Origin of the sequence: Pseudomonas paraeruginosa (assembly GCF_003025345.2) — a bacterium.
In the GTDB taxonomy this organism is placed as follows: Bacteria; Pseudomonadota; Gammaproteobacteria; order Pseudomonadales; family Pseudomonadaceae; genus Pseudomonas; species Pseudomonas paraeruginosa.
The window spans coordinates 2,804,315-2,822,675 of sequence record NZ_CP020560.1 but is presented as its reverse complement, the minus strand read 5'-3'; the positions used below and the strand labels follow the sequence as shown (position 1 = coordinate 2,822,675).

The 18,361-nt window shown below is 68.1% G+C and carries 14 protein-coding genes and 3 pseudogenes; 5 read left to right on the top strand and 12 right to left on the bottom strand.

Going from position 1 to position 18,361, the window contains the following annotated elements:
- The first annotated feature begins 12 nt into the window (after positions 1 to 12).
- Entirely contained in the window at positions 13 to 945 is a 933-nt protein-coding gene (locus B7D75_RS13355; protein WP_053813899.1) for a carbohydrate kinase family protein, read from the top strand.
- A gap of 110 nt (positions 946 to 1,055) precedes the next feature.
- On the opposite strand, the gene B7D75_RS13350 is transcribed toward B7D75_RS13355, so the two are convergent.
- Entirely contained in the window at positions 1,056 to 2,291 is a 1,236-nt protein-coding gene (locus tag B7D75_RS13350) for an NAD(P)/FAD-dependent oxidoreductase (protein ID WP_034082315.1), read from the bottom strand.
- Between the two features lie 486 nt (positions 2,292 to 2,777).
- Between B7D75_RS13350 and B7D75_RS13345 the strand changes: the two are divergent.
- Both B7D75_RS13345 and B7D75_RS13340 read left to right on the top strand, forming a co-directional pair.
- Positions 2,778 to 2,918, top strand: a pseudogene (locus B7D75_RS13345) (ABC transporter permease); the annotation flags it as partial.
- Positions 2,919 to 3,095: 177 nt separating this feature from the next.
- Entirely contained in the window at positions 3,096 to 4,223 is a 1,128-nt protein-coding gene (locus B7D75_RS13340; RefSeq protein ID WP_107114107.1) for a glycerophosphodiester phosphodiesterase, read from the top strand.
- 65 nt (positions 4,224 to 4,288) lie between these two features.
- Here the strand turns inward: B7D75_RS13340 and zapE are convergent, their stop codons facing one another.
- Together zapE and B7D75_RS13330 are read right to left on the bottom strand one after the other, a co-directional pair.
- On the bottom strand, positions 4,289 to 5,443 hold the full coding sequence (zapE, locus tag B7D75_RS13335; RefSeq protein ID WP_107114106.1) for a cell division protein ZapE: 1,155 nt from the start codon (positions 5,441 to 5,443) through the stop codon (positions 4,289 to 4,291).
- 89 nt (positions 5,444 to 5,532) lie between these two features.
- Positions 5,533 to 5,729: pseudogene (locus B7D75_RS13330) on the bottom strand (PAAR-like protein); the annotation flags it as partial.
- 273 nt (positions 5,730 to 6,002) lie between these two features.
- Here B7D75_RS13330 and B7D75_RS13325 point away from each other — a divergent pair.
- Positions 6,003 to 6,641: pseudogene (locus tag B7D75_RS13325) on the top strand (LuxR C-terminal-related transcriptional regulator); the annotation flags it as partial.
- A gap of 739 nt (positions 6,642 to 7,380) precedes the next feature.
- Here the strand turns inward: B7D75_RS13325 and B7D75_RS13320 are convergent.
- The 3 genes from B7D75_RS13320 to B7D75_RS13310 all read right to left on the bottom strand — a co-directional run bounded on the left by B7D75_RS13320 (position 7,381) and on the right by B7D75_RS13310 (position 10,643).
- Positions 7,381 to 9,696: a xanthine dehydrogenase family protein molybdopterin-binding subunit gene (locus B7D75_RS13320; RefSeq protein WP_107114105.1), complete on the bottom strand. Its 2,316-nt coding sequence runs from the start codon at positions 9,694 to 9,696 to the stop codon at positions 7,381 to 7,383.
- Positions 9,693 to 10,163, bottom strand: a complete 471-nt coding sequence (locus B7D75_RS13315) for a (2Fe-2S)-binding protein (RefSeq protein WP_003154695.1) — start codon at positions 10,161 to 10,163, stop codon at positions 9,693 to 9,695. Before B7D75_RS13315 ends, B7D75_RS13320 begins: the two co-directional genes overlap by 4 nt.
- A 243-nt stretch (positions 10,164 to 10,406) precedes the next feature.
- A complete protein-coding gene (locus B7D75_RS13310) occupies positions 10,407 to 10,643 on the bottom strand; it encodes a hypothetical protein (protein ID WP_003154697.1) in 237 nt (78 codons plus the stop codon).
- Between the two features lie 289 nt (positions 10,644 to 10,932).
- Here B7D75_RS13310 and B7D75_RS13305 point away from each other — a divergent pair, with 289 nt between their 5' ends.
- Complete coding sequence (locus tag B7D75_RS13305; RefSeq protein ID WP_003154699.1) at positions 10,933 to 11,175, top strand: DUF1654 domain-containing protein; 243 nt, start codon at positions 10,933 to 10,935, stop codon at positions 11,173 to 11,175.
- Between the two features lie 65 nt (positions 11,176 to 11,240).
- Here the strand turns inward: B7D75_RS13305 and lldA are convergent, their stop codons facing one another.
- The 6 genes from lldA to B7D75_RS13275 all read right to left on the bottom strand — a co-directional run bounded on the left by lldA (position 11,241) and on the right by B7D75_RS13275 (position 18,293).
- Complete coding sequence (gene lldA / locus B7D75_RS13300; protein WP_012075679.1) at positions 11,241 to 12,392, bottom strand: L-lactate dehydrogenase LldA; 1,152 nt, start codon at positions 12,390 to 12,392, stop codon at positions 11,241 to 11,243.
- A gap of 96 nt (positions 12,393 to 12,488) precedes the next feature.
- Positions 12,489 to 13,409, bottom strand: coding sequence for a LysR substrate-binding domain-containing protein (locus B7D75_RS13295; RefSeq protein WP_058135938.1), 921 nt, complete (start codon positions 13,407 to 13,409; stop codon positions 12,489 to 12,491).
- A 41-nt stretch (positions 13,410 to 13,450) separates the two neighbouring features.
- A complete protein-coding gene (locus tag B7D75_RS13290; RefSeq protein ID WP_003151868.1) occupies positions 13,451 to 13,774 on the bottom strand; it encodes a hypothetical protein in 324 nt (107 codons plus the stop codon).
- A gap of 180 nt (positions 13,775 to 13,954) precedes the next feature.
- Positions 13,955 to 16,243 (bottom strand): bifunctional acylase PvdQ, encoded by a 2,289-nt coding sequence (pvdQ, locus tag B7D75_RS13285; RefSeq protein ID WP_107114104.1) that lies wholly within the window; start codon positions 16,241 to 16,243, stop codon positions 13,955 to 13,957.
- A gap of 122 nt (positions 16,244 to 16,365) precedes the next feature.
- The gene (locus B7D75_RS13280; protein WP_034082300.1) at positions 16,366 to 17,697 is read right to left on the bottom strand and encodes a lysine N(6)-hydroxylase/L-ornithine N(5)-oxygenase family protein; all 1,332 of its coding nucleotides are present in this window, start codon (positions 17,695 to 17,697) and stop codon (positions 16,366 to 16,368) included.
- A 116-nt stretch (positions 17,698 to 17,813) separates the two neighbouring features.
- On the bottom strand, positions 17,814 to 18,293 hold the full coding sequence (locus tag B7D75_RS13275; RefSeq protein WP_034082298.1) for a sigma-70 family RNA polymerase sigma factor: 480 nt from the start codon (positions 18,291 to 18,293) through the stop codon (positions 17,814 to 17,816).
- Positions 18,294 to 18,361 lie beyond the last annotated feature (68 nt).

The window sequence follows — 18,361 nt, the reverse complement described above, 5'->3', positions numbered from 1 at the left end:
CTGGAGAACTGCATGTACCTGGTCTGTGGCGAGGCCCTTTTCGATGTCTTCAGCCTGGAAAGCGCTGCGCGCAGCAACGAGCTGGGCTTCACCGCGATCGCCGGCGGCTCGCCGTTCAACGTCGCCGTCGGCCTGCGCCGGCTGGGCGTGGAGGCGGCGCTGTTCGGCGGGCTGTCCGGCGACTACCTGGGCGCGCGACTGCGCCGGGTGCTCGAGGAAGAAGGCGTGGACTGCGGCTTCCTGGTGCCCAGCGACGCGCCGACCACCCTGGCGATGGTCGGCCTCGACGCCAGCGGCTCGGCGCAATACCAGTTCCGCGGCGACGGCTGCGCCGACCGCCAGGTGCGCCTGGAACACCTGCCGACGCTGGATGGGCGGATACGCGGGCTGCACGTCGGTTCCTACACCCTGGTGGTGACGCCGGTGGCCGACACCCTGCTGGCGCTGGTCCGGCGCGAGAGCGGCCGGCGCCTGGTCAGCCTGGATCCCAACGTGCGCCTCGACCCGCAACCGGACATCGACCTCTGGCGTCGCCGGGTCGAAGCCTTCGCCAGCCACGCGCACCTGATCAAGGCCAGCGAGGAAGACCTGGCCCTGCTCTACCCCGGCCGCGACCCCGGCGACGTGGCTCGCGGCTGGCTGAACCCGCGCTGCCGGCTGGTCTTCGTCACCCACGGCGGCGCCGGCGCCAGCGTGCACTGCGCCCACGGCAGCTGGAGTCGCCCGGCGGATAGCGCCCTGGCGCTGCGCGATACGGTCGGCGCCGGCGATACCTTCCAGGCGGCGACCCTCGCCTACCTCCGTCGCCTCGACGCCGACAGCCCGGCCGGGCTAGCCACGCTGTCGCGGGAAGCGATCGACGCGATGCTCGCCTTCGCCATCCGCGCGGCGGCGATCACCTGCTCGCGGGTGGGGCCGGACCTGCCGTTCGCCCACGAGCTTTGAGGCCGGCCGCGCAGAGGGTTCCTAAAGGGTCGGGTGAGGACCGCCGCATCCTGGCGCGGACATCCGGCGGATAACACCCCTGGCGTTAGTCGCCCTGCGGCCGGTGGAGCCTAGCGCCCCGGCCGCGCCAGCCACTCCCGGCCCTTGAGCATGGCGTTCCAGTACACCCAGGGCAGTACGTGGCGCTTGAGCAGCCAGGCGAAGCGGCTGGCCGCGGTGGGCTCCAGCGGGAAGGTCGGCAGCAGCTTGCCGGCATAGCCGAACTCCGCCAGCACCACCCGGCCGCGTTCCACGGTCAGCGGGCAACCGCCGTAGCCGTCGTAGCGCAGCGGCAGGCCACGGCCGCTGCGCAGGCCGAGCAGGTTCTCGGCGACCACCACGATCTGCTTGCGCGCCGCCGCCGCGGTCTTCGCGTTGGCGGTGCCGCAGACGTCGCCGAGGGCGAAGATCTCCGGATGGCGGACGTGCTGCAGGGTCGCCGGATCGACTTCGCACCAGCCGGCCGCATCGCCAAGGCTGCTGGCGGCGATAAAGTCCGGCGGCAATTGCGGCGGCACCACGTGCAGCAGGTCGAAATCCTTCTCCACCCGGCTGGCGTTGCCGTCGGCGTCCTTCACCTCGAACCAGGCCTTGCGCGCTGCGCCGTCGACCTTCACCAGGTTGGAATTGAACACCAGCTCGGCCGAATACTTGCGCACGTACTCCATCAGCGGCGGGACGAAGTCGGCGACGCCGAACAGCGCCGCGCCGGCCAGGTCGAACTCGACCTCGATGTCACGCAGCACGCCCTCCCGCAGCCAGTGGTCGCAGGACAGGTACATGGCCTTCTGCGGCGCCCCGGCGCACTTGATCGGCATCGCCGGCTGGGTGAACAGCGCCTTGCCACCACGCAGTCCGCGCACCAGCTCCCAGGTATAGGGCGCCAGGTCGTAGCGGTAGTTGGAGGTGACGCCGTTGCGCCCGAGGCTCTCCTCCAGGCCCTCGATGCGCTCCCAGGCCAGGCGCAGGCCGGGACAGACGATCAGGTTGCGGTATTCCAGGCTGCCGCCGTTCTCCAGCAGCAATCGCCGCTCCCCGGGCTCGACCCGCTCGACGCGGGTGCGCAGCCACTCCACGCCGGCCGGCACCAGCGCGGCCATCGGCCGCGCGGTGTCGCCCTGGGCGTAGGCGCCGCCACCAACCAGGGTCCAGCCCGGTTGGTAGTAGTGGGTGTCCGCCGGTTCGACCAGGCTGATGCGCAACCCCGGCGATCGTTTCAGCAGGCTGGCGATCACGCCGATGCCGGCCGCGCCGCCGCCGATCACGGCGATGTCGGTGGTGAGTTGTGAAGCGTTAGCGCTCTGCATGGGAGCTCCTTCGACGATCCGGGTGGGTGGGCGCGCGACAGACCGCCGCGCGCGAAACCCTATCACCCTAGCAGCACGGCTGCCGGCACGCGGCATCCGGCTGTAATCCGCCGGTAACCGTTGCCCTGGCGACAGCGGAGCAACAGGCGACGTCCGCGAGCCAGCAAAGACTGCTGCCTGGAAAACGCAACCACTTGATTAAAAAGGAAATCAAAGGGACGCCACGGCTTGTGCAAACAACCCGGGCAGAGGATTGGCGACTCCGCGAGCCACCTATCCAAACTGTCAGAGCCCGTCGAGCATGTCGTTACCACCTGTTTCCTCCGGGCGCCCGTCCGCGACAGCGAACCCGCGAAGCGCACCGATGGCGCTGGCGGAACCACCCCGTTTCAAGGCTGGACCATGAACAGCCAAAGCGTACCCAAGGACTTCCGTGACCAGGCGCGCCGCGCACCGCCAGCGAACGCCTGGCCCGGCTTGCGCGCCGGCGCCCTCGCCTACCGCCAGGGCTATCAGCGCCTCGACAGCCAGGTGATGCCCACCGTGATCATCGTCCTTGTGCTGCTGGTCACGTTGATCCAGTTCGGCGGCGACCGCCTGGCCCGCCTGCTGAACAAACGCCTGTAGAATCCGCCCTCCCGGCCTGGGAGGGCTGGTGCTTTGCCGAGGGCGACAGGAACCAGCGTCGCCGCGACAGCGCATCTTTCCCCGCGCCGGACAGACCTGTATCTGTCGTCCTGCGGTCATCCGGCAACGCCAGACTGGTCGGCAATCCCGTGAAAAAGAAAGAAGGAAAGGCGCCTCATGCGGCAAAGATTCTGGCAAGGAACATTCAAGACCCTGGGCCTCCTCGGCCTGACGGCGGGGCTCGCCGCCCAGGCCGCGGAGCCGTCCGGCAAGGCCCTCAGCGCCGCCGCCGGCGTGCCCTGGCCGGCGGTCATCGCCCACCGCGGCGCCTCGTACGACGCCCCCGAGGAAACCGCCGCGGCCTACCTGCTGGCCCGCGACCTCGGCGCCGACTACCTGGAAGCCGACGTGCAGCGCAGCCGCGACGGCGTGCTGGTCGCCCTCCACGACGACACCCTGGAGCGCACCACCGACGTCGCCGAGGTGTTCCCGGGGCGCGCCAAGGACCCGGTGAGCAGCTTCAGCCTCGCCGAACTCAAGCGCCTGGACGCCGGCTCCTGGTTCAATCGCGCCTTTCCCGAGCGCGCCCGGCCCGGCTTCGTCGGCCTGCGCATCCTCACCCTCGACGAGCTGCTCGACATCGCCGAGGGCGGCGCCAACAAGCCGGGCCTGTACCTGGAAACCAAGGTACCGGCGCAATTCCCCGGCATCGAAGACGACCTGCGCAAGCTGCTGGAACGCCGCGGCTGGCTGCAACCCCGCGAGCGCGCCACCGCCGGGCATGTGGACGTGGCCCACGGCAATGGCCGGGTGATCCTGCAGACCTTCGAGAAGAGCAGCCTGGAACTGCTGCAAAAAAGCATGCCGCAAGTGCCGAAGATTCTCCTGCTGTGGCTCGGCGACGGCTACCTGGAAGCCCGCTCGCCAGTGACGTTCAAGGAATCCGGGGAAACCGACAAGGCGGCCTTCTACGCCAGGCAGGAAGTGAAGTCCGAAGCCGAGTTCGGCGCCTGGCTGGACTGGGCCAAGGCCCACGGCGCGCTGGGCACCGGGCCCTCGGCGACCCTCGCCGAGCGCGGCGAACAGAGCTATGCCGACCTGGTGAAACCCTGGATGAACCGCATGACCCACGCGCGCGGGCTGTTCATCCATGCCTACTCGGTGGACTCGGCGGAAGACTTCGAGGCCCTCGGCGCGGCCGGCGTCGACGGTTTCTTCACCAACCGCACCTCGGAACTGCTGAAGTTCCAGGGCCGCCCGGCGGCGCAAGACATGGACGCGCTGCTGCGCCGGCACGGCTACTGAGCCTCGGCCTGGCCGGTGGATGAGCGCGGGCGGCCATCCGCACGCCCCGCCTCGGCGGCGCGGCGCTAACCGGCGCTGTCGCTGCCGAAGCGCGCCAGCTGCATCTCGCGCAGCCGGCTGAGGGTGCGACGGAAGGCGAAGGCCAGGTAGCCCTCGGTATAGAGTGCCTCCAGCGGCACCCTGGCCTCCAGGTAGAGCGGCACCTTGCGGTCGTAGCATTCGTCCACCAGGGCGATGAAGCGCCGCACGCCGTCGTCGTGCACCGACAACTGCGGCAATTCGCGATCGCCCGCCTCCACCAGTTGCGCGCCGTCCTCGGTGCCACGGGCGATGCGACCTTCGCGCTGGCTGGCGCTCAGGCACGGCAGGTCGTCCATCAGGATCGCCCGGTAGCGGTCGCAAAGGCCGATGAAGTCCAGCGCCGACAGCGGCGCCTCGCAGAGCTGCGCATAGCTGCACCAGAGCACCGATTCGCTGTGCCGGCGCACCGCCACCTGCCGGTGGCCCAGTTCGATGGGCTGCTCGGACACCGCCTCGCCGGCGCTCAGGCGCGCGAAGAGTCCGGCGAAACCGCCCGCCTGCCCCGCCTCCACCACCCAGTAGCGTTGCTCGGCCCGGCCGGGATGCAGGCGGTGGTCCTGGCCGCCATCCACCGCGACCACTGCCATGTGCCGCTGGATCGCCTCGATCGCCGGGAGGAAGCGTTCGCGGTTGAAGCCGTCGGCGTACAGCTGCTCCGGCGGCTGGTTGGAGGTGGCGACCAGCACCACGCCCTCCTCGAACATGATTCGCAGCAGGCTGCCGAGAAGGATGGCGTCGCCGATGTCGCTGACGAACAGCTCGTCGAAGCACAGTACCCGCACCTCCCGCCCCAGCTCGCGGGCCAGGGCGTGCAGCGGGTCGGCGGTGCCGGTCAGTTCGAACTGGCGCTGGTGCACCCATTGCATGAAGTGGTGGAAGTGCTGGCGCCGCGCGGGCACGCGCAGGCACTGGTAGAAGTGATCCATCAGCCAGGTCTTGCCGCGCCCCACCGGCCCCCACAGGTAGACGCCCTGGATCGCGGCGTGGCGATGAGCCTCGTGCAGGGCCTGGAAACAACGCTCCAGCGCCTCGGCGGCACGCCGCTGCGCCTCGTCGGGAGCGAAACCGCGCTGTTCCACGGCCTGGCGATAGGCGGCGAGCGGCGTCGTGGCCGGCAGTTCGGGAGAGGTATCGGGCATCGGGCGGTTCCACCTGGCGTAGAGCGCGGAGCCAGACGCTCCGCAAGGCAGCCAGTCTACTGCGGCCGGCGCGGCTTGGGCGAATGCCGGGCGGCGGCGGTGGCGGCGGCCACCAGGGGGTTGGCCGGGCTCTGGCAGAGACCGCAGGTGGGAATGTTCAGCAGCGCGATGGTCCATGACGTTCGCCGCCGGCATCCCGCTGGGATGGGTGCGGTTCTGCGACCACACGTCGAGCCCCGAAGCTGCATTGCAGAGTGGCGCCGGCGCAGACCTGCGGGCAGCCCATGCCGATCTCCCGAGCGCGACGGCGTTGTAGCAGGATAGGCCAGCCCATCGCGCCGCCGCGGAGCTGGCTGCTGTTTTTCTGACGAATGTCCGACATGCGTGCCGCCAGCGGCGCTAGAATTCCTCCGTCATACGGGGCGGAGCTCCGCGACAGGAATCGACGAAAAAGGATTTTCGGCGGATCGAACGGTGCCCGCAGCGCCCTCGCCGGCTGGCCTGCGGCCGGTCGATGCAGGGGTTGCCGTACCCTGGCCGCCCCATGGACGGGACGACAATGCCTAGCACAAGAAGCCTCCCCGCACGGGTCATCGTCGCCGATGACTACCCCCTGTTCCGCGACGGCCTGAAACGGGTCGTCCGCCGCTACCTGCCGCAATCCGCCGTGAGCTTGGCGGACAGCTTCGACGAGGTGTTGCGCCAGGCGCAGGCCTGCCCGGCGGAACCTCCCGTTCTCTTCGTCCTCGACCTGCAGCTTCCCGGCCTCGCCGCGCCACAGTCCATCGATCGGCTGCGCCGCGCCTACCGAAATAGCTCGATCGTCATCGTCTCGATGCTCGACGACCCATGCCTGGTGGACGAGGTGCTGGCCGCCGGCGCCGACGGCTATCTCGGCAAATCCCTGGAGGCCGGGGAAATCGGCGCGGCGCTGCGGGCGCTGGGCAGCGACGAGCCGGTGGTGCGCCTGCGCAGCGAAGGAGCGAGTCCCGCCAGGCCAGGGCACGACCGGGTGGACGCGCTGACCCCGCGACAGCGGGCGGTCCTGCGACTGATCGTCGACGGCCTGTCGAACAAGCAGATCGGCCGCGCGCTGTCGATCTCGCCGTTCACCGTGCGCATCCACGTATCCTCCCTGCTGCGCACCCTGGACGTGAGTACGCGAGCGGCGGCGGCGGCACTCGCCGTGAAGGCCGGGGTCCAGGGCAACTGCGCCGAGGTTCCTCGCGGCGTTGCCGAAAATCACAGAGCGAAAACCTCCCCGCGGCTTTCACAAAGCCTCCCACGTACTTGAGAGAACCCTCTCCATGGAAGCGGCACTTGCGCGCGGCGGTTCCAGGGGCCCATGCCGCCAGGCGGTGCTGTCCTGCCTCCGCCCGCTCGAATTCCGCTCCGGCTATGGCGGCGAAGCGTTCGCATGTAGCGGAGATGTTCGGTCCGCTGGTCGGCGGTGACGCGATCCGCAACCGGTGAGCCTGCCGGACCTGTCGATCCACTGACTCGCCAAGACGGCCTCGCACGGTCGGCGCGGGTCGTCGATAGCGGAAAAATGGATGGGCTAACCCGGCTTCGAAGGCCCGCAGAAAGCCCGGGACGCCTCGCGAGACGACGACGTCGGCTGCCAGGCAGGAGATATTCTCCTTACAAAATACTTTTAATAAAAAACATAACTTATTGATTTATATCATTAATTAAAACCTAGAATTTACTTCAAGTGGGTGAGCGAAGCGGCGGATAACGCTGCGCGTTATTCCCCCTACCGCCCGGCCCCTGGGTTCCGCAGGGCGGATAACGCCACAGGCGTTATCCGCCGTTGATGTGTCGCTGCAAGGAAAGACATGCCCCGTAAAAACCTTTATTTTACGGAGACTTGCGAGCGAAACCTGAGCCACAGCCTGCGGTTGCGCGCCCTGCGGGCTGTGGCCAGCCGGGAAGGACTACGCCTTGCGCCACCCCTGCAACTGGTTGCGGATCGGCAGTTCGCGGATGCGCTTGCCGGTGGCGGCGAAGATCGCGTTGCACAGCGCCGGCGCTATCGGCGGCACACCGGGCTCGCCGACCCCGCCCAGCGGCAGATCGCCGTCCGGCTTGAGCAGATGCACCGACACCGCCTTGGGCGCCAGCGGCATGCGCGCCAGCTCGTACTGGTGGAAGTTGTCCTGCTGGACCTTGCCATCCTTGAAGCTGATCTCGCCCAGCGCCGCCAGGCCCAGGCCCATCACGCAGGCGCCCTCGAGCTGCGAGCGGATGCGCTCGGGGTTGATCTGCGGACCGCAGTCGGCGGCGATGGTGGCCTTGTGCACCAGCAGCGCGCCGTCGTCCTTCACCTCCACCTCGATCACCACCGCCACGTAGGTGACGAAGCTGTAGTGCGCGGCGATTCCCCGCGCCCTGCCCCTGGGCAGCTCGCCGCCCCAGCCGGACTGGCGCGCCGCCTCCTCGATCACCCCGCGCAGGCGGCCGACATCGAGCGGGTAGCGCTGCGGCGACTCGCCGTAGTTCCAGCTGTCGCCGAGTTCGGCGGTGTCGATCCGCCGCGCCGGGCCGAGCAGCTTGAGCAGGTAGTCCTTCGGGTCCTGGCCAGCCTTCGCCGCCAGTTCGCCGACGAAGCTCTGGATGGCGAAGGCATGGGGGATGTTGGAGACCGAGCGGAACCAGCCGACCCGGGTGTGCGCCGGGGCCTCGGGGTTCTCCAGGCGCACGTTGGGGATGGCGAACGGCAGATTGGTCAGGCCCATGCCCAGTTCGAAGGCGCCCTGATGCTTGCTGTCCGGGCCGAACAGCGCGGTGATGCTCGGCGCCACCGAGCGATGCAGCCAGGCCTGCGGCAACCCGTCGGCGCCGAGCACGGCCTGCAGGCGCTCCACCGAGACCGTGTGGAAATAGGAGAAATGCAGGTCGTCCTCGCGGGTCCACTGCACGCGCAGGTGGCGACCGGGGAACTCCTTGGCCAGGATCGCCGCTTCGAGCACGTAGTCGGGCTTGGACTTGCGGCCGAAACCGCCGCCGAGCAGGGTCACGTTGACCGTGACCTTGTCGAACGGCAGCTTCAGCCGCTCGGCGATGCGCTCGCGGGTCACTTGCGGCGCCTGGGTCGGGGCCCAGACCTCGCAGGCACCGTCCTTGTACCAGGCGGTGGAGACCGGCGGTTCCATCGGTGCCTGGGCCAGGTGCGGCAGGTAGTACTCGGCCTCGACGATATCCCCGCCCCTGGCGAACAGCGCCGCGGCATCGCCGCTGTCACGCACCACCTTGCCCGGCTTGCGCGCGGCCTCCTCCAGTTGCTTGCGGTAGGCCGCCGAATCGTAGCCGCCGTTGACCCCGGCGTCCCACTCGAGCACCAGCGCCTCGCGGCCCTTGATCGCCGCCCAGGTGTTCCTCGCCACCACGGCGACACCGCCCAGCGGCTGGAACTCGGACGGGATCGGCCGGCTTTCGATCTCGATCACCTTGAGCACCCCCGGCACCTTCAGCGCGGCGGCGGCGTCGTAGCGCTTGAGCTTGCCGCCGTAGACCGGCGGCCGGGCGACCACCGCGTAGAGCATGTCGTCGAAGCGCGCGTCGAAGCCGAAGCCGGCGCGGCCGTTGACGATGTCGGCGCCGTCGATGGCGCGCGCCACGTCCTTGCCGATGTAGCGGAACTGCTCGGGCTTCTTCAGCACCAGCTTGTCGCGCGCCGGCACATCGAGGCCGGCGGCAGCCTCGGCCAGCTCGCCGAAGGACAGCGAACGGCCGCTGGGCGCGTGGAGCACCCTGTTCTGTTCGGCGCGACACTCGCCCAGCGGTACCTTCCACTGGTTGGCCGCGGCCTGTTCGAGCATCTGCCGCGCCGCCGCGCCGCAGCGGCGCATGGGTTCGAACCAGTGGCGCATGCTGCGCGAGCCATCGGTGTCCTGGTTGCCATAGCGCGCTTCGTCGCCAGGCGCCTGGATCACCCTGACCCGGCTCCAGTCGGCCTCCAGCTCGTCGGCCACCACCATCGCCAGGCTGGTGCGCACGCCCTGGCCCATTTCCGAGCGGTTGCAGACGATGCCGACCGTGCCGTCCTTGTCGATGCTCACGTAGATCTTCGGGTTGTCCACCCAGCCGTGGGGCATGGCGTCGGCGCCGAAAGCCTTCTGTTCCGCCGCCAGAGCGTCGCGCCAGCCCCAGTTGGCGGCGACCAGCAGCACGCCGGTGGCGCCGACGCCCTTGAGGAAGCCGCGGCGGCTGAGGTTGCCGATGACCAGGTCGTCGAGAGTCGAGCGCTTCATGCCTTGGCCTCCTGCAGCTTGGCGGAGGCGTTGTGGATCGCCGTCTTGATCCGGTTGTAGGTGCCGCAGCGGCAGATGTTGCCGGCCATGGCCGCCTCGATCTGCTCGTCGCTGGGCGCGGGATTGCTCTTCAGCAGCGCGGTGGCGGACATGATCTGCCCGCCCTGGCAATAGCCGCACTGCGCCACGCCGATGTCCAGCCAGGCCTGCTGGACGACCTCGCCGATCTTGTCGGTGTGCAGGTGGTCGATGGTGGTGACCTTCCTGCCCTGCGCCAGGCTCACCGGCGTGATGCACGAGCGCGTGGCCTGGCCGTCGATGTGGATGGTGCACGAGCCGCACAGGCCCATGCCGCAGCCGAACTTGGTCCCGGTATAGCCGACGACGTCGCGGATGGCCCAGAGCAAGGGCATATCCTCGGTGACATCGAGCTGATGATCCTGACCGTTGAGGTTGAGGGTAATCATCGGTGCACGCCTTTTCTGGTTTCTGTTTATGGATCAGCGCGGCTCTGCGATGCGCCCCAAGGCGCCGCGAACCGCCTCCCAGGCTGAAGCGGAAGATTATTCGCCAGCGCGCCGCGGCGGATAACCAGGCAGGACTGAACGTATCGTTGAATGAAATTCAACGATACCGAGACTGAGGCGGAATGCGCCGCAACGCTGCCATCCATCACCCTAGCCAAGCGCGAGGCGCTTCGCCGGCCAGGACTAGCCGCGCCGGATGCGCAGGCGCTCGGCGTGATAGATCAGCGGGCCGTACTGGTCCTCGGCGCCGCCGGGGTCGTCCAGCAGCACGCCGGTGATACGGCCCTGGCGGAACAGCAGGCGGATCGCCATCAGGTTGGCCCTGGGATCGCCCTTGAGATCGTGGAGGGAACGCGGGGTGTCGGCATCCAGCTGACAAAACACCGATTCGAGCAAAACATCGGAAGGTTCTAACGCCATGCAGTCGTATCCATCGAGAAGTACCGGCCACCATGCCCTGCCCGGGCCGCCGGTCAAAGCCCATCCCTGGAAAAACGTCTTTCCGCGCATTGAAACAATGCGCAACGATTTTCCCCGGCGCAGTGTCGCCCGGCGCCAGACCCGTTGCCAAGAACCATACATCTCCACCCGGCCCCTGCGACAACGTTGCAATACTTTCTTCACACGACTTCCGCTACAAAGGTAGCTCGCGGAACCGAGGGTTCCTTGTCCAACCCACCCATAACCGAGAAAGCAAGCGGAGGCACCCATGAACCACACTGCATCGATCCCCGCCCTGCCCACGGCCTATGACCTGCTGAACACCCGCATCCAGCGCATCATCCACGCCCCGGCGGCCCAGCAGGCCTGCCAGGCCTGCATTTCCCGATTGCCCGGTGAAGACGAGGGCGACTGGGCCCACCTGCTGGAAGACCTCGACCGTTCCAGCCAGTGGCTGCTCGACCCGCAACGCGACGGCAGCATCGTCCTGCGCTGGAGTTCCGCCGCCTGATCCTCTTTGCCGCGCGGCCGCCGAGCCGCGCGGCTTCCGCTCTTCCCTCCCGCCGCCGTTCCCGGCTATCGCGGATAGGTTCCCGGCAACAGGATGTCCCGGCCGACCTCACGGATGTCGGTATGCCCGCAGAAGGCCATGGTCAGGTCCAGCTCGCGGGCGATAATCTCCAGCGCCCGCGTCACCCCGGCCTGCCCCAGCGCGCCCAGCCCATAGAGATAGGGACGGCCGATCATGGTCCCGCGCGCGCCGAGGGCGATCGCCTTGAGCACGTCCTGCCCGGAACGGATGCCGCTGTCGAGCCAGACCTCGATGCGCTCGCCCACCGCCTCGACGATCGCCGGCAGCGCGCTGATGGTCGAAGGCGCCCCGTCCAGCTGGCGTCCGCCATGGTTGCTGACAATCAGTGCGTCCGCGCCGGAATCGGCGGCCAGGCGCGCGTCCTCGGCGTCGAGGATGCCCTTGAGCACCAGCTTGCCGCCCCAGCGCCGCTTGATCCATTCGACATCGCCCCAGTTCAGCCGTGGGTCGAACTGGCGAGCGGTCCACTCGGACAGCGAGCCCATGTCGTCGACGCCCTTGACGTGACCGACGATGTTGCCGAAACCGCGACGCCGGGTGCCGAGCATGCCCAGTGCCCAGCGCGGCTTGGTGGCGATGTTCAGCAGGTTGGCCAGGGTCGGCCGCGGCGGCGCCGAGAGGCCGTTCTTCAGGTCCTTGTGGCGCTGGCCGATGATCTGCAGGTCGAGGGTCAGCACCAGCGCGTCGCAGCCTGCGGCCCTGGCGCGCTCGATCAGGCGTTCGATGAAATCGCGGTCGCGCATCACGTAGAGCTGGAACCAGAACGGCTGGCCGACTTCCGTGGCGATGTCCTCCAGGGAACAGATGCTCATGGTCGACAGGGTGTAGCGCACGCCGAACTCGGCGGCGGCGCGTGCGGCGAGGATCTCGCCGTCGGCGTGCTGCATGCCGGCCAACCCGGTGGGCGCGATGGCCACCGGCATGGCCATCTCCTGGCCGAGCATGCGGGTGCGCAGCGAGCGGTTCTCGATGTTGCGCGCGACCCGCTGGCGCAGCTTGATCGCTGCGAAGTCGTCCTGGTTGGCGCGGTAGGTGCCCTCGGTCCAGGAACCGGAGTCGGCGTAGTCGTAGAACATCCGTGGCACGCGCTTGCGCGCCAGGCGGCGCAGGTCTTCGATATCGGTGATGACGCTCATGCAGTCCACTCCTTCGGGGGTGGCTGGATGGTAGAGCGCGACGCGCCGCCGCAGGCGGAATAATTCTCGGCATCGGCGGAAGGAAATTCCGCCGCTTCAGTCGTCCGCCGCCGGAAGGAATTCCCGGCCCTGGGCCACCGCTTCGCGGCAGATCGCCGCCAGCCAGGCGGCGAAACGCTGGCTGGCCGGCGAGGCCTGGTGGCTGCGCAGATGATAGTGATGGGTGGGCGCCGAACGCAGCGCGAACAGCGCCACCAGCCGCCCCTCGGCAAGCCAGGCGCGTGCCAGCGACGGTCGCGCCAGGGCCACGCCCTGGCCGTTGGCCGCGGCCTCCAGGGTCATGCCCAAATCGAGCAGGCGCGGCCCGGCGCAAGGCTCCGGCCAGTCCAGCCCGGCCACGCGGAACCAGGGCTGCCAGGGCTCCAGCGGCGAGCGCAGCAGCGGCAGGCCGGCGAGCATCGATGGCATCCAGGGCCGCGGCAGGCCGAGCAGCAGCCCCGGCGCGGCCAGCGGCAGCACGCGCTCCTCCAGCAGCCGCTCGCCGGCCGCCACGCCATGGCTGTCGCCGCGCACCTCGACGTCGGCCAGCGGCAGGTCCTGGCCGTCCGAGGGACTCGACAGGAGGATCTCCAGCTCGATTTCCGGACAGGCCTCGGCGAAGGACGCCAGGCGCGGAATCAGTATCTGCCGGGCGAAGGTCGGCGGCGTGCGCAGGGTCAGCCGCTGCTGGCGCTGGACCTGGCGACGATGCAGCGGAACCGCCGCGAGCTGGGCGAGGATCGGCGCGATCTGTTCGAGGTACTCGCGGCCGTGGGAGGTCAGCGCCAGGGAGCGGCCATCACGCTGCAGCAGATTGACCCCGAGCATCCCCTCGAGACCGGAGACCCGCTTGCTGGCGGCGCTGCCGGTGATCGACAGGAGTTCGGCGGCACGCTCGAAGGTGCCCAGCCGGGCAGCCGCCTCGAACGCCTGCAACGCTTCGATGGAAGGAAAACGGAAATCGTCGGGATTGAGCATGGGGCAGACTTTACCCGCTGCCCGAGGTCAGGGATAGCGGATCAGAGCCGCTGCTCGTTGGCCGCCTCGCGACGCTCCGGCGCGCCGCGCCCGCCGGAAACGTCGGCACACGCCCGGCCGGGGCTGTAGACGTCCTGTTCGTCGAGGGTCACCAGGCCGCTGTCCACCAGGCGTCCGAGCACCTGGCGGATGCTCACCAGCGACAGCGGCGTGCCGGTCTCGGAGAGACGCTGGTGGAGGGCCCGGATCGGTACCCGGCCCTGTTCCCCGGAAGCTTCCCACAGCGCATCGATCACTTTCAGCCGGGCCAGGCTCATCTTCAGGCCGGCCTCCTTCAACATCTGCTTGACGGGCGAATGGGTCATCGTGACGCTCCTTTCGTGGACGAATGGGTAGCGGGTCCCCGCCGAAGCCGAGCATCCCTGCCCGCTGCCTGCACGTGTTCCCTGGCACTGAGCGGCCGTCAGCCGCCTCTATGGTTAAAGACGAACGAGCGCGAAAAAACCGTCAGGAATTTTCCCATCAATTCTGATAGTCATTGCTTATCATTCGCTAATGCTCATCCTTTGCAGCTGTGGATCGGTATCGATCTGCCGGTCGCTGAAGGGCAACGCCTGCCATTGCTGGCGGGAAAACAGCTCGGTCTGGTCGCGATAATGCGGCGAGCGCGGATCGCTGGACTGGGAGAAGGCCAGCAGCCCGCGCGCCCGCGGCCCGCCCTCGGGGAAGGTGACCAACTGGATGTAGCTGGTGCCGCCGACCACCTCCAGGTGATCGCCCTTGCGGACGCTCTGGATCGCGTTGTAGACGCCGAAATGGCCGTCGCCGCCGGGAATCGCGATGCGCTCCTGGCCGCGGGTGCTGAGCTGCAGGTCGCCCCAGCGCGCGCCACGGGGAATGCCCAGCGCCTCCACCTCCGCCGCGGCCTGGAGCAGCGCCTGGCGTACCTGGGTGGCCACCGCAGGCTTGTCCAGGGCGATGCCGTTCGGCGTGTCGAGCGGACGTTGCGGGTCGAACGGCTCCTTCCAGGCGTCGTCCAGCTCGCCGAAACGCTGCATGAAATGCAGGAAGTAGACGAAGCCGCTGCCGCTGTCGAGGTTGGCGCTGCGGTCCCATTGCGCCAGGGCCGCGCAGGCTTGCTCCAGCGCCTTCTGCTGCGGGTTGTCGTGGCACAGGCGGAGCAGGTCCGGGAGCACCTGGTCGGCGCTGTAGACATGGTTGGCGGTGACCATTTCCTCGAGCATCCCGGCCTCCAGCGGCCGCTTGCCCTGCAGCCGGCTCAGGGCGTAGCGCGCCCGCGGGCCGATGGGTTTCTCCTGGCTGACCAGCGGCGAGAAGCCCTGCAGCGGGCTGGCCGGGTTGGTCAGCCAGGCGCTGTCGTTGGAGTTCTGTACGAAGTCCTTGCGCAGCAGCACCGGCAGTTGCGTAGCCGGAGTGATGCCGGCCTGGGCAGCGGCCGGATCGCGGCTCCAGGCGCAGCGGCTGTCCTGCCCCTGCAGGGCCGGCAGGCCTTCGGCGACCAGCTGCGGAATGGCGCAGGCGGAAATCAGCTCCGGCTTCAGGTAGGGCACCACCGACTGGTTCATGTACAGGGCGTTGCCCTGCTCGTCCGCAGCCAGGGTGTTGACCCAGGGAATTCCCTGCAACGTCTCGACCCGCCGGCGCAGATCGGCAACGTCGCGGGCCTGGTTGATCGAGTACCACTGCTGCAATACCCGGGTGTTCTCCAGGTTGGCGTCGCGCAGGGCGTAGGCTTCGCCCTTGTTCCAGTCCAGCTTGCCGGGCCAGACCACCAGCGGCCCGTAGAGCGACTGGTAGACCTTGTGCTCGACGCGCGACAACTTGCCGTCGGCGCCGCGCACCTCGATCGCGATGGACTTCTCCTCCAGCGGCAGCGAACGACCGTCGACCAGGTAGCGCCGCGGGTCCTTCGGGTCCAGCGCCAGGCGATACAGGGTGAAGTGGCTGGAGGTATCCACCGTGTGGGTCCAGGCCAGGTGGCGGCTGAAGCCGATGTTGACCACCGGCAGACCGGGCAGCGAGGCGCCCATCACGTCGAGCCGGCCGGGAATGGTCAGGTGCATCTGGTAGAAACGCATCGCGCCATTCCAGGGGAAATGCGGGTTGGCCAGCAGCATGCCCCTGCCGTCCACCGAGCGCTCGCTGCCAACGGCGATGGCGTTGCTGCCACGCTCCAGACGAAAGCGCTGGCGCCGCTGCTCGGCCACCTGGAACGCCCGCTCGCCGCTCAGGGCGACCTTCTCCGCGTCGGGCGGCGCGGCGGCCACCAACGCGTCGGCGAACTGGCCGACCCCGCCTTCCACCAGCAGGCGCCGGGTCAGGCGCAGCAGGTCATCGGTAGCGATGGCCCGCAGCCAGGGCTGGCCGAGGCAACTGGTGGTCTTGCCGTCGGCCTCGCGGAGGAAGCGGTTGAAACCGGCGGCGTAGCCTTCGAGCAACTGGCGCACCGCGGGCGTCTGCGCCTGCCAGAAGGCCTGCAGTGCCTCGGGCTGGTTGAGCCAGGCGTAGAAGATGTCGGACGGCAGGTTGTCCAGTTCGGCCGAGGACTTGCCCTCGCTGCCGAAATAGCGCGCCCGCTCGCCGCGCGCGGTGACGATCTCCTCGGCCAGCAGGCAGGCGTTGTCGCGCGCGTAGGCGTAGCCGATGCCGTAGCCCAGGCCGCGCTCATCCCTGGCGCGGATGTGCGGCACGCCATAGGCGGTCCAGCGGATGTCCGCGGCCAGCCCGGTCGGCCGGGCCACATCGGCCTGGACCGGCATCATCGAACCCAACAGCATGCCGGCCAGGCCGGTCAATACGGTACGCATCCCCATCGATGTCGTTTCTCTGCAAAGTGGTGGCCGGAACGGCCGGAACATGCAACGAAAACGCCCTGCGTGCCGGACATCCCCTGGCGGGGAAACAGGCAACACAGGGCGTGGCGGCGTGACGCCGGTCAACTGGCCAGGGCGTGCTCGTGCAAGGCACGGGCCGGAGCACCCGGCTTCAGGTGCTGGTAGAGCGAGCCGGAGATTTCCTCGGCGCGCACCGGCAGCACCGACAGCAGGGTGTCGCTGAGGCCGTGGCTGGCCTGGCAGAAGCCCTGCATGTAGATCGATGCCTGGCAACGCTGGTCGGTGATCAGGCGATAGTTGCGGTCGACCTCGAAGTCGCCGAGGTAGTCGGCCATCGGCTCCAGCAGTTGACGGTGCAGTTGCCGCTCGTAGCCGGTGGCGAGGATCACCAGGTCGTAGCGCTGCACGCTCAGTTCGCCATTGGCGGTATTGCGCAACGCCAGCTCGATGCCCTCGGCGCCTGCCGAGGCCTTCTCCACCGAGCGCAGGCTGCGGAAGGCGTGGCGCGGGACTCCGGAAACCTTCTGGCGATAGAAGATGCCGTAAATACGCTCGATCAGGTCGATATCCACCACCGAATAGTTGGTGTTGTGGTACTCGCGCACCAGGCGCTCACGCTCCGCGCCTTCCTGGTTGTAGATCAGGTCGGTGAACTCGGGCGCGAACACTTCGTTGACGAACGGGCTGTCGTCCGCCGGCTTCAGCGCCGAACCGCGCAGGATCAGGTCGACCTGTACCGATGGATAGCTGTCGTTGAGGTCGATGAAGGCTTCGGCGGCACTCTGTCCGCCGCCGATGATCGCGACTTTCATCGGCTGGCCGTTGACACAGGGCTGCTTGAGCATGCGCTCCAGGTACTGCGAATGGTGGAAGACCCTGCCATCGTCTTTTAGGTGGCGGAACGCCAGGGGAATGCGCGGGGTACCGCCGGCGCTGACCACCACCGAGCGAGTGGTCCGCACCAGTTCCTCGCCTTCGGCGTTGCGTGAAGTCACCCGCAGCGCCTCGACCTTGCGCTCGACCAGCATCGGCTCGACCGACAGTACCTCCTCGCCGTAACGGCTCTGCTCGGCGAAATGCCCGGCGACCCAGCGCAGGTAGTCGTTGAATTCCATGCGGCAGGGATAGAAGGTGCCCAGGTTGATGAAGTCCACCAGGCGCCCATGCTTGTGCAGGTAGTTGACGAAGGAATACGGGCTGGTCGGGTTGCGCAGGGACACCAGGTCCTTGAGGAAGGAAATCTGCAGTTCGCTCTGGCTGACCAGGGTATTGCCGTGCCAGCGATAGTCGGCCTGCTTGTCGAGGAACAGGACTTGCAGTTCCCCCTGGGTCTTCGCGCGTTCCTCAAGGGCGATCGCCAGGGCGATGTTCGAAGGGCCGAAACCGATACCGATAAGGTCGTGAACGACGGCGGTTGCTGTAGCCTGGGTCATTTCCAGTGTCCTCTGGATAGGCTCCCGAAACCGGGGAGCGATAGGTCAAGAGCGGCCCGTAAGGGCGTCTGTTGACTAGGAACGAGGACCGGGAAACGAAATTTAACCGCGCTGGATCAACTGGACTCCCAGGCTCGCATGCGCAGGCGGCAGTGTTTCATCGCATTGACGATGTGCTTTTCCACGAGGCTGCGGGAGATATTCAGGTGCTCCGCTATCTCGTTGTGGGAAAGCCCTTCCAGCTTGCGCAGGAGAAAGGACTCGCGACACAGCGGCGGCAACTCGTTCAGCGCCAGGGACAGCAGGTCCAGGCGCTGGCGCTGGTCCTCGAGCACCTGGGGGGAAGGCTCGGACATACCCTCCTCCTCGTCGAGGACGTGCAAGGGCTCGGCCTTGCGCACCCGGCTGCGGCGATGTTCGTCGACCGCGAGATTGAGCGCCGTCCGGTACAGGAACGCCCGCGGATGCTCGATTCGCGCTTGACTGGAGCGCTCCAGCACGCGCAAATACGCGTCGTGAGCAACGTCGGCCGCTGCCTGCCGGTCTCCGAGCCTGGCGCAGAGGAAACGCAACAGCTCCCGATAATGGTTTTCCAAGACAACTCCTGCTCGCTACCGCGTGAGCGCTATCCTTGACCGAATGGGAAACCCCACAGGCGATGTTG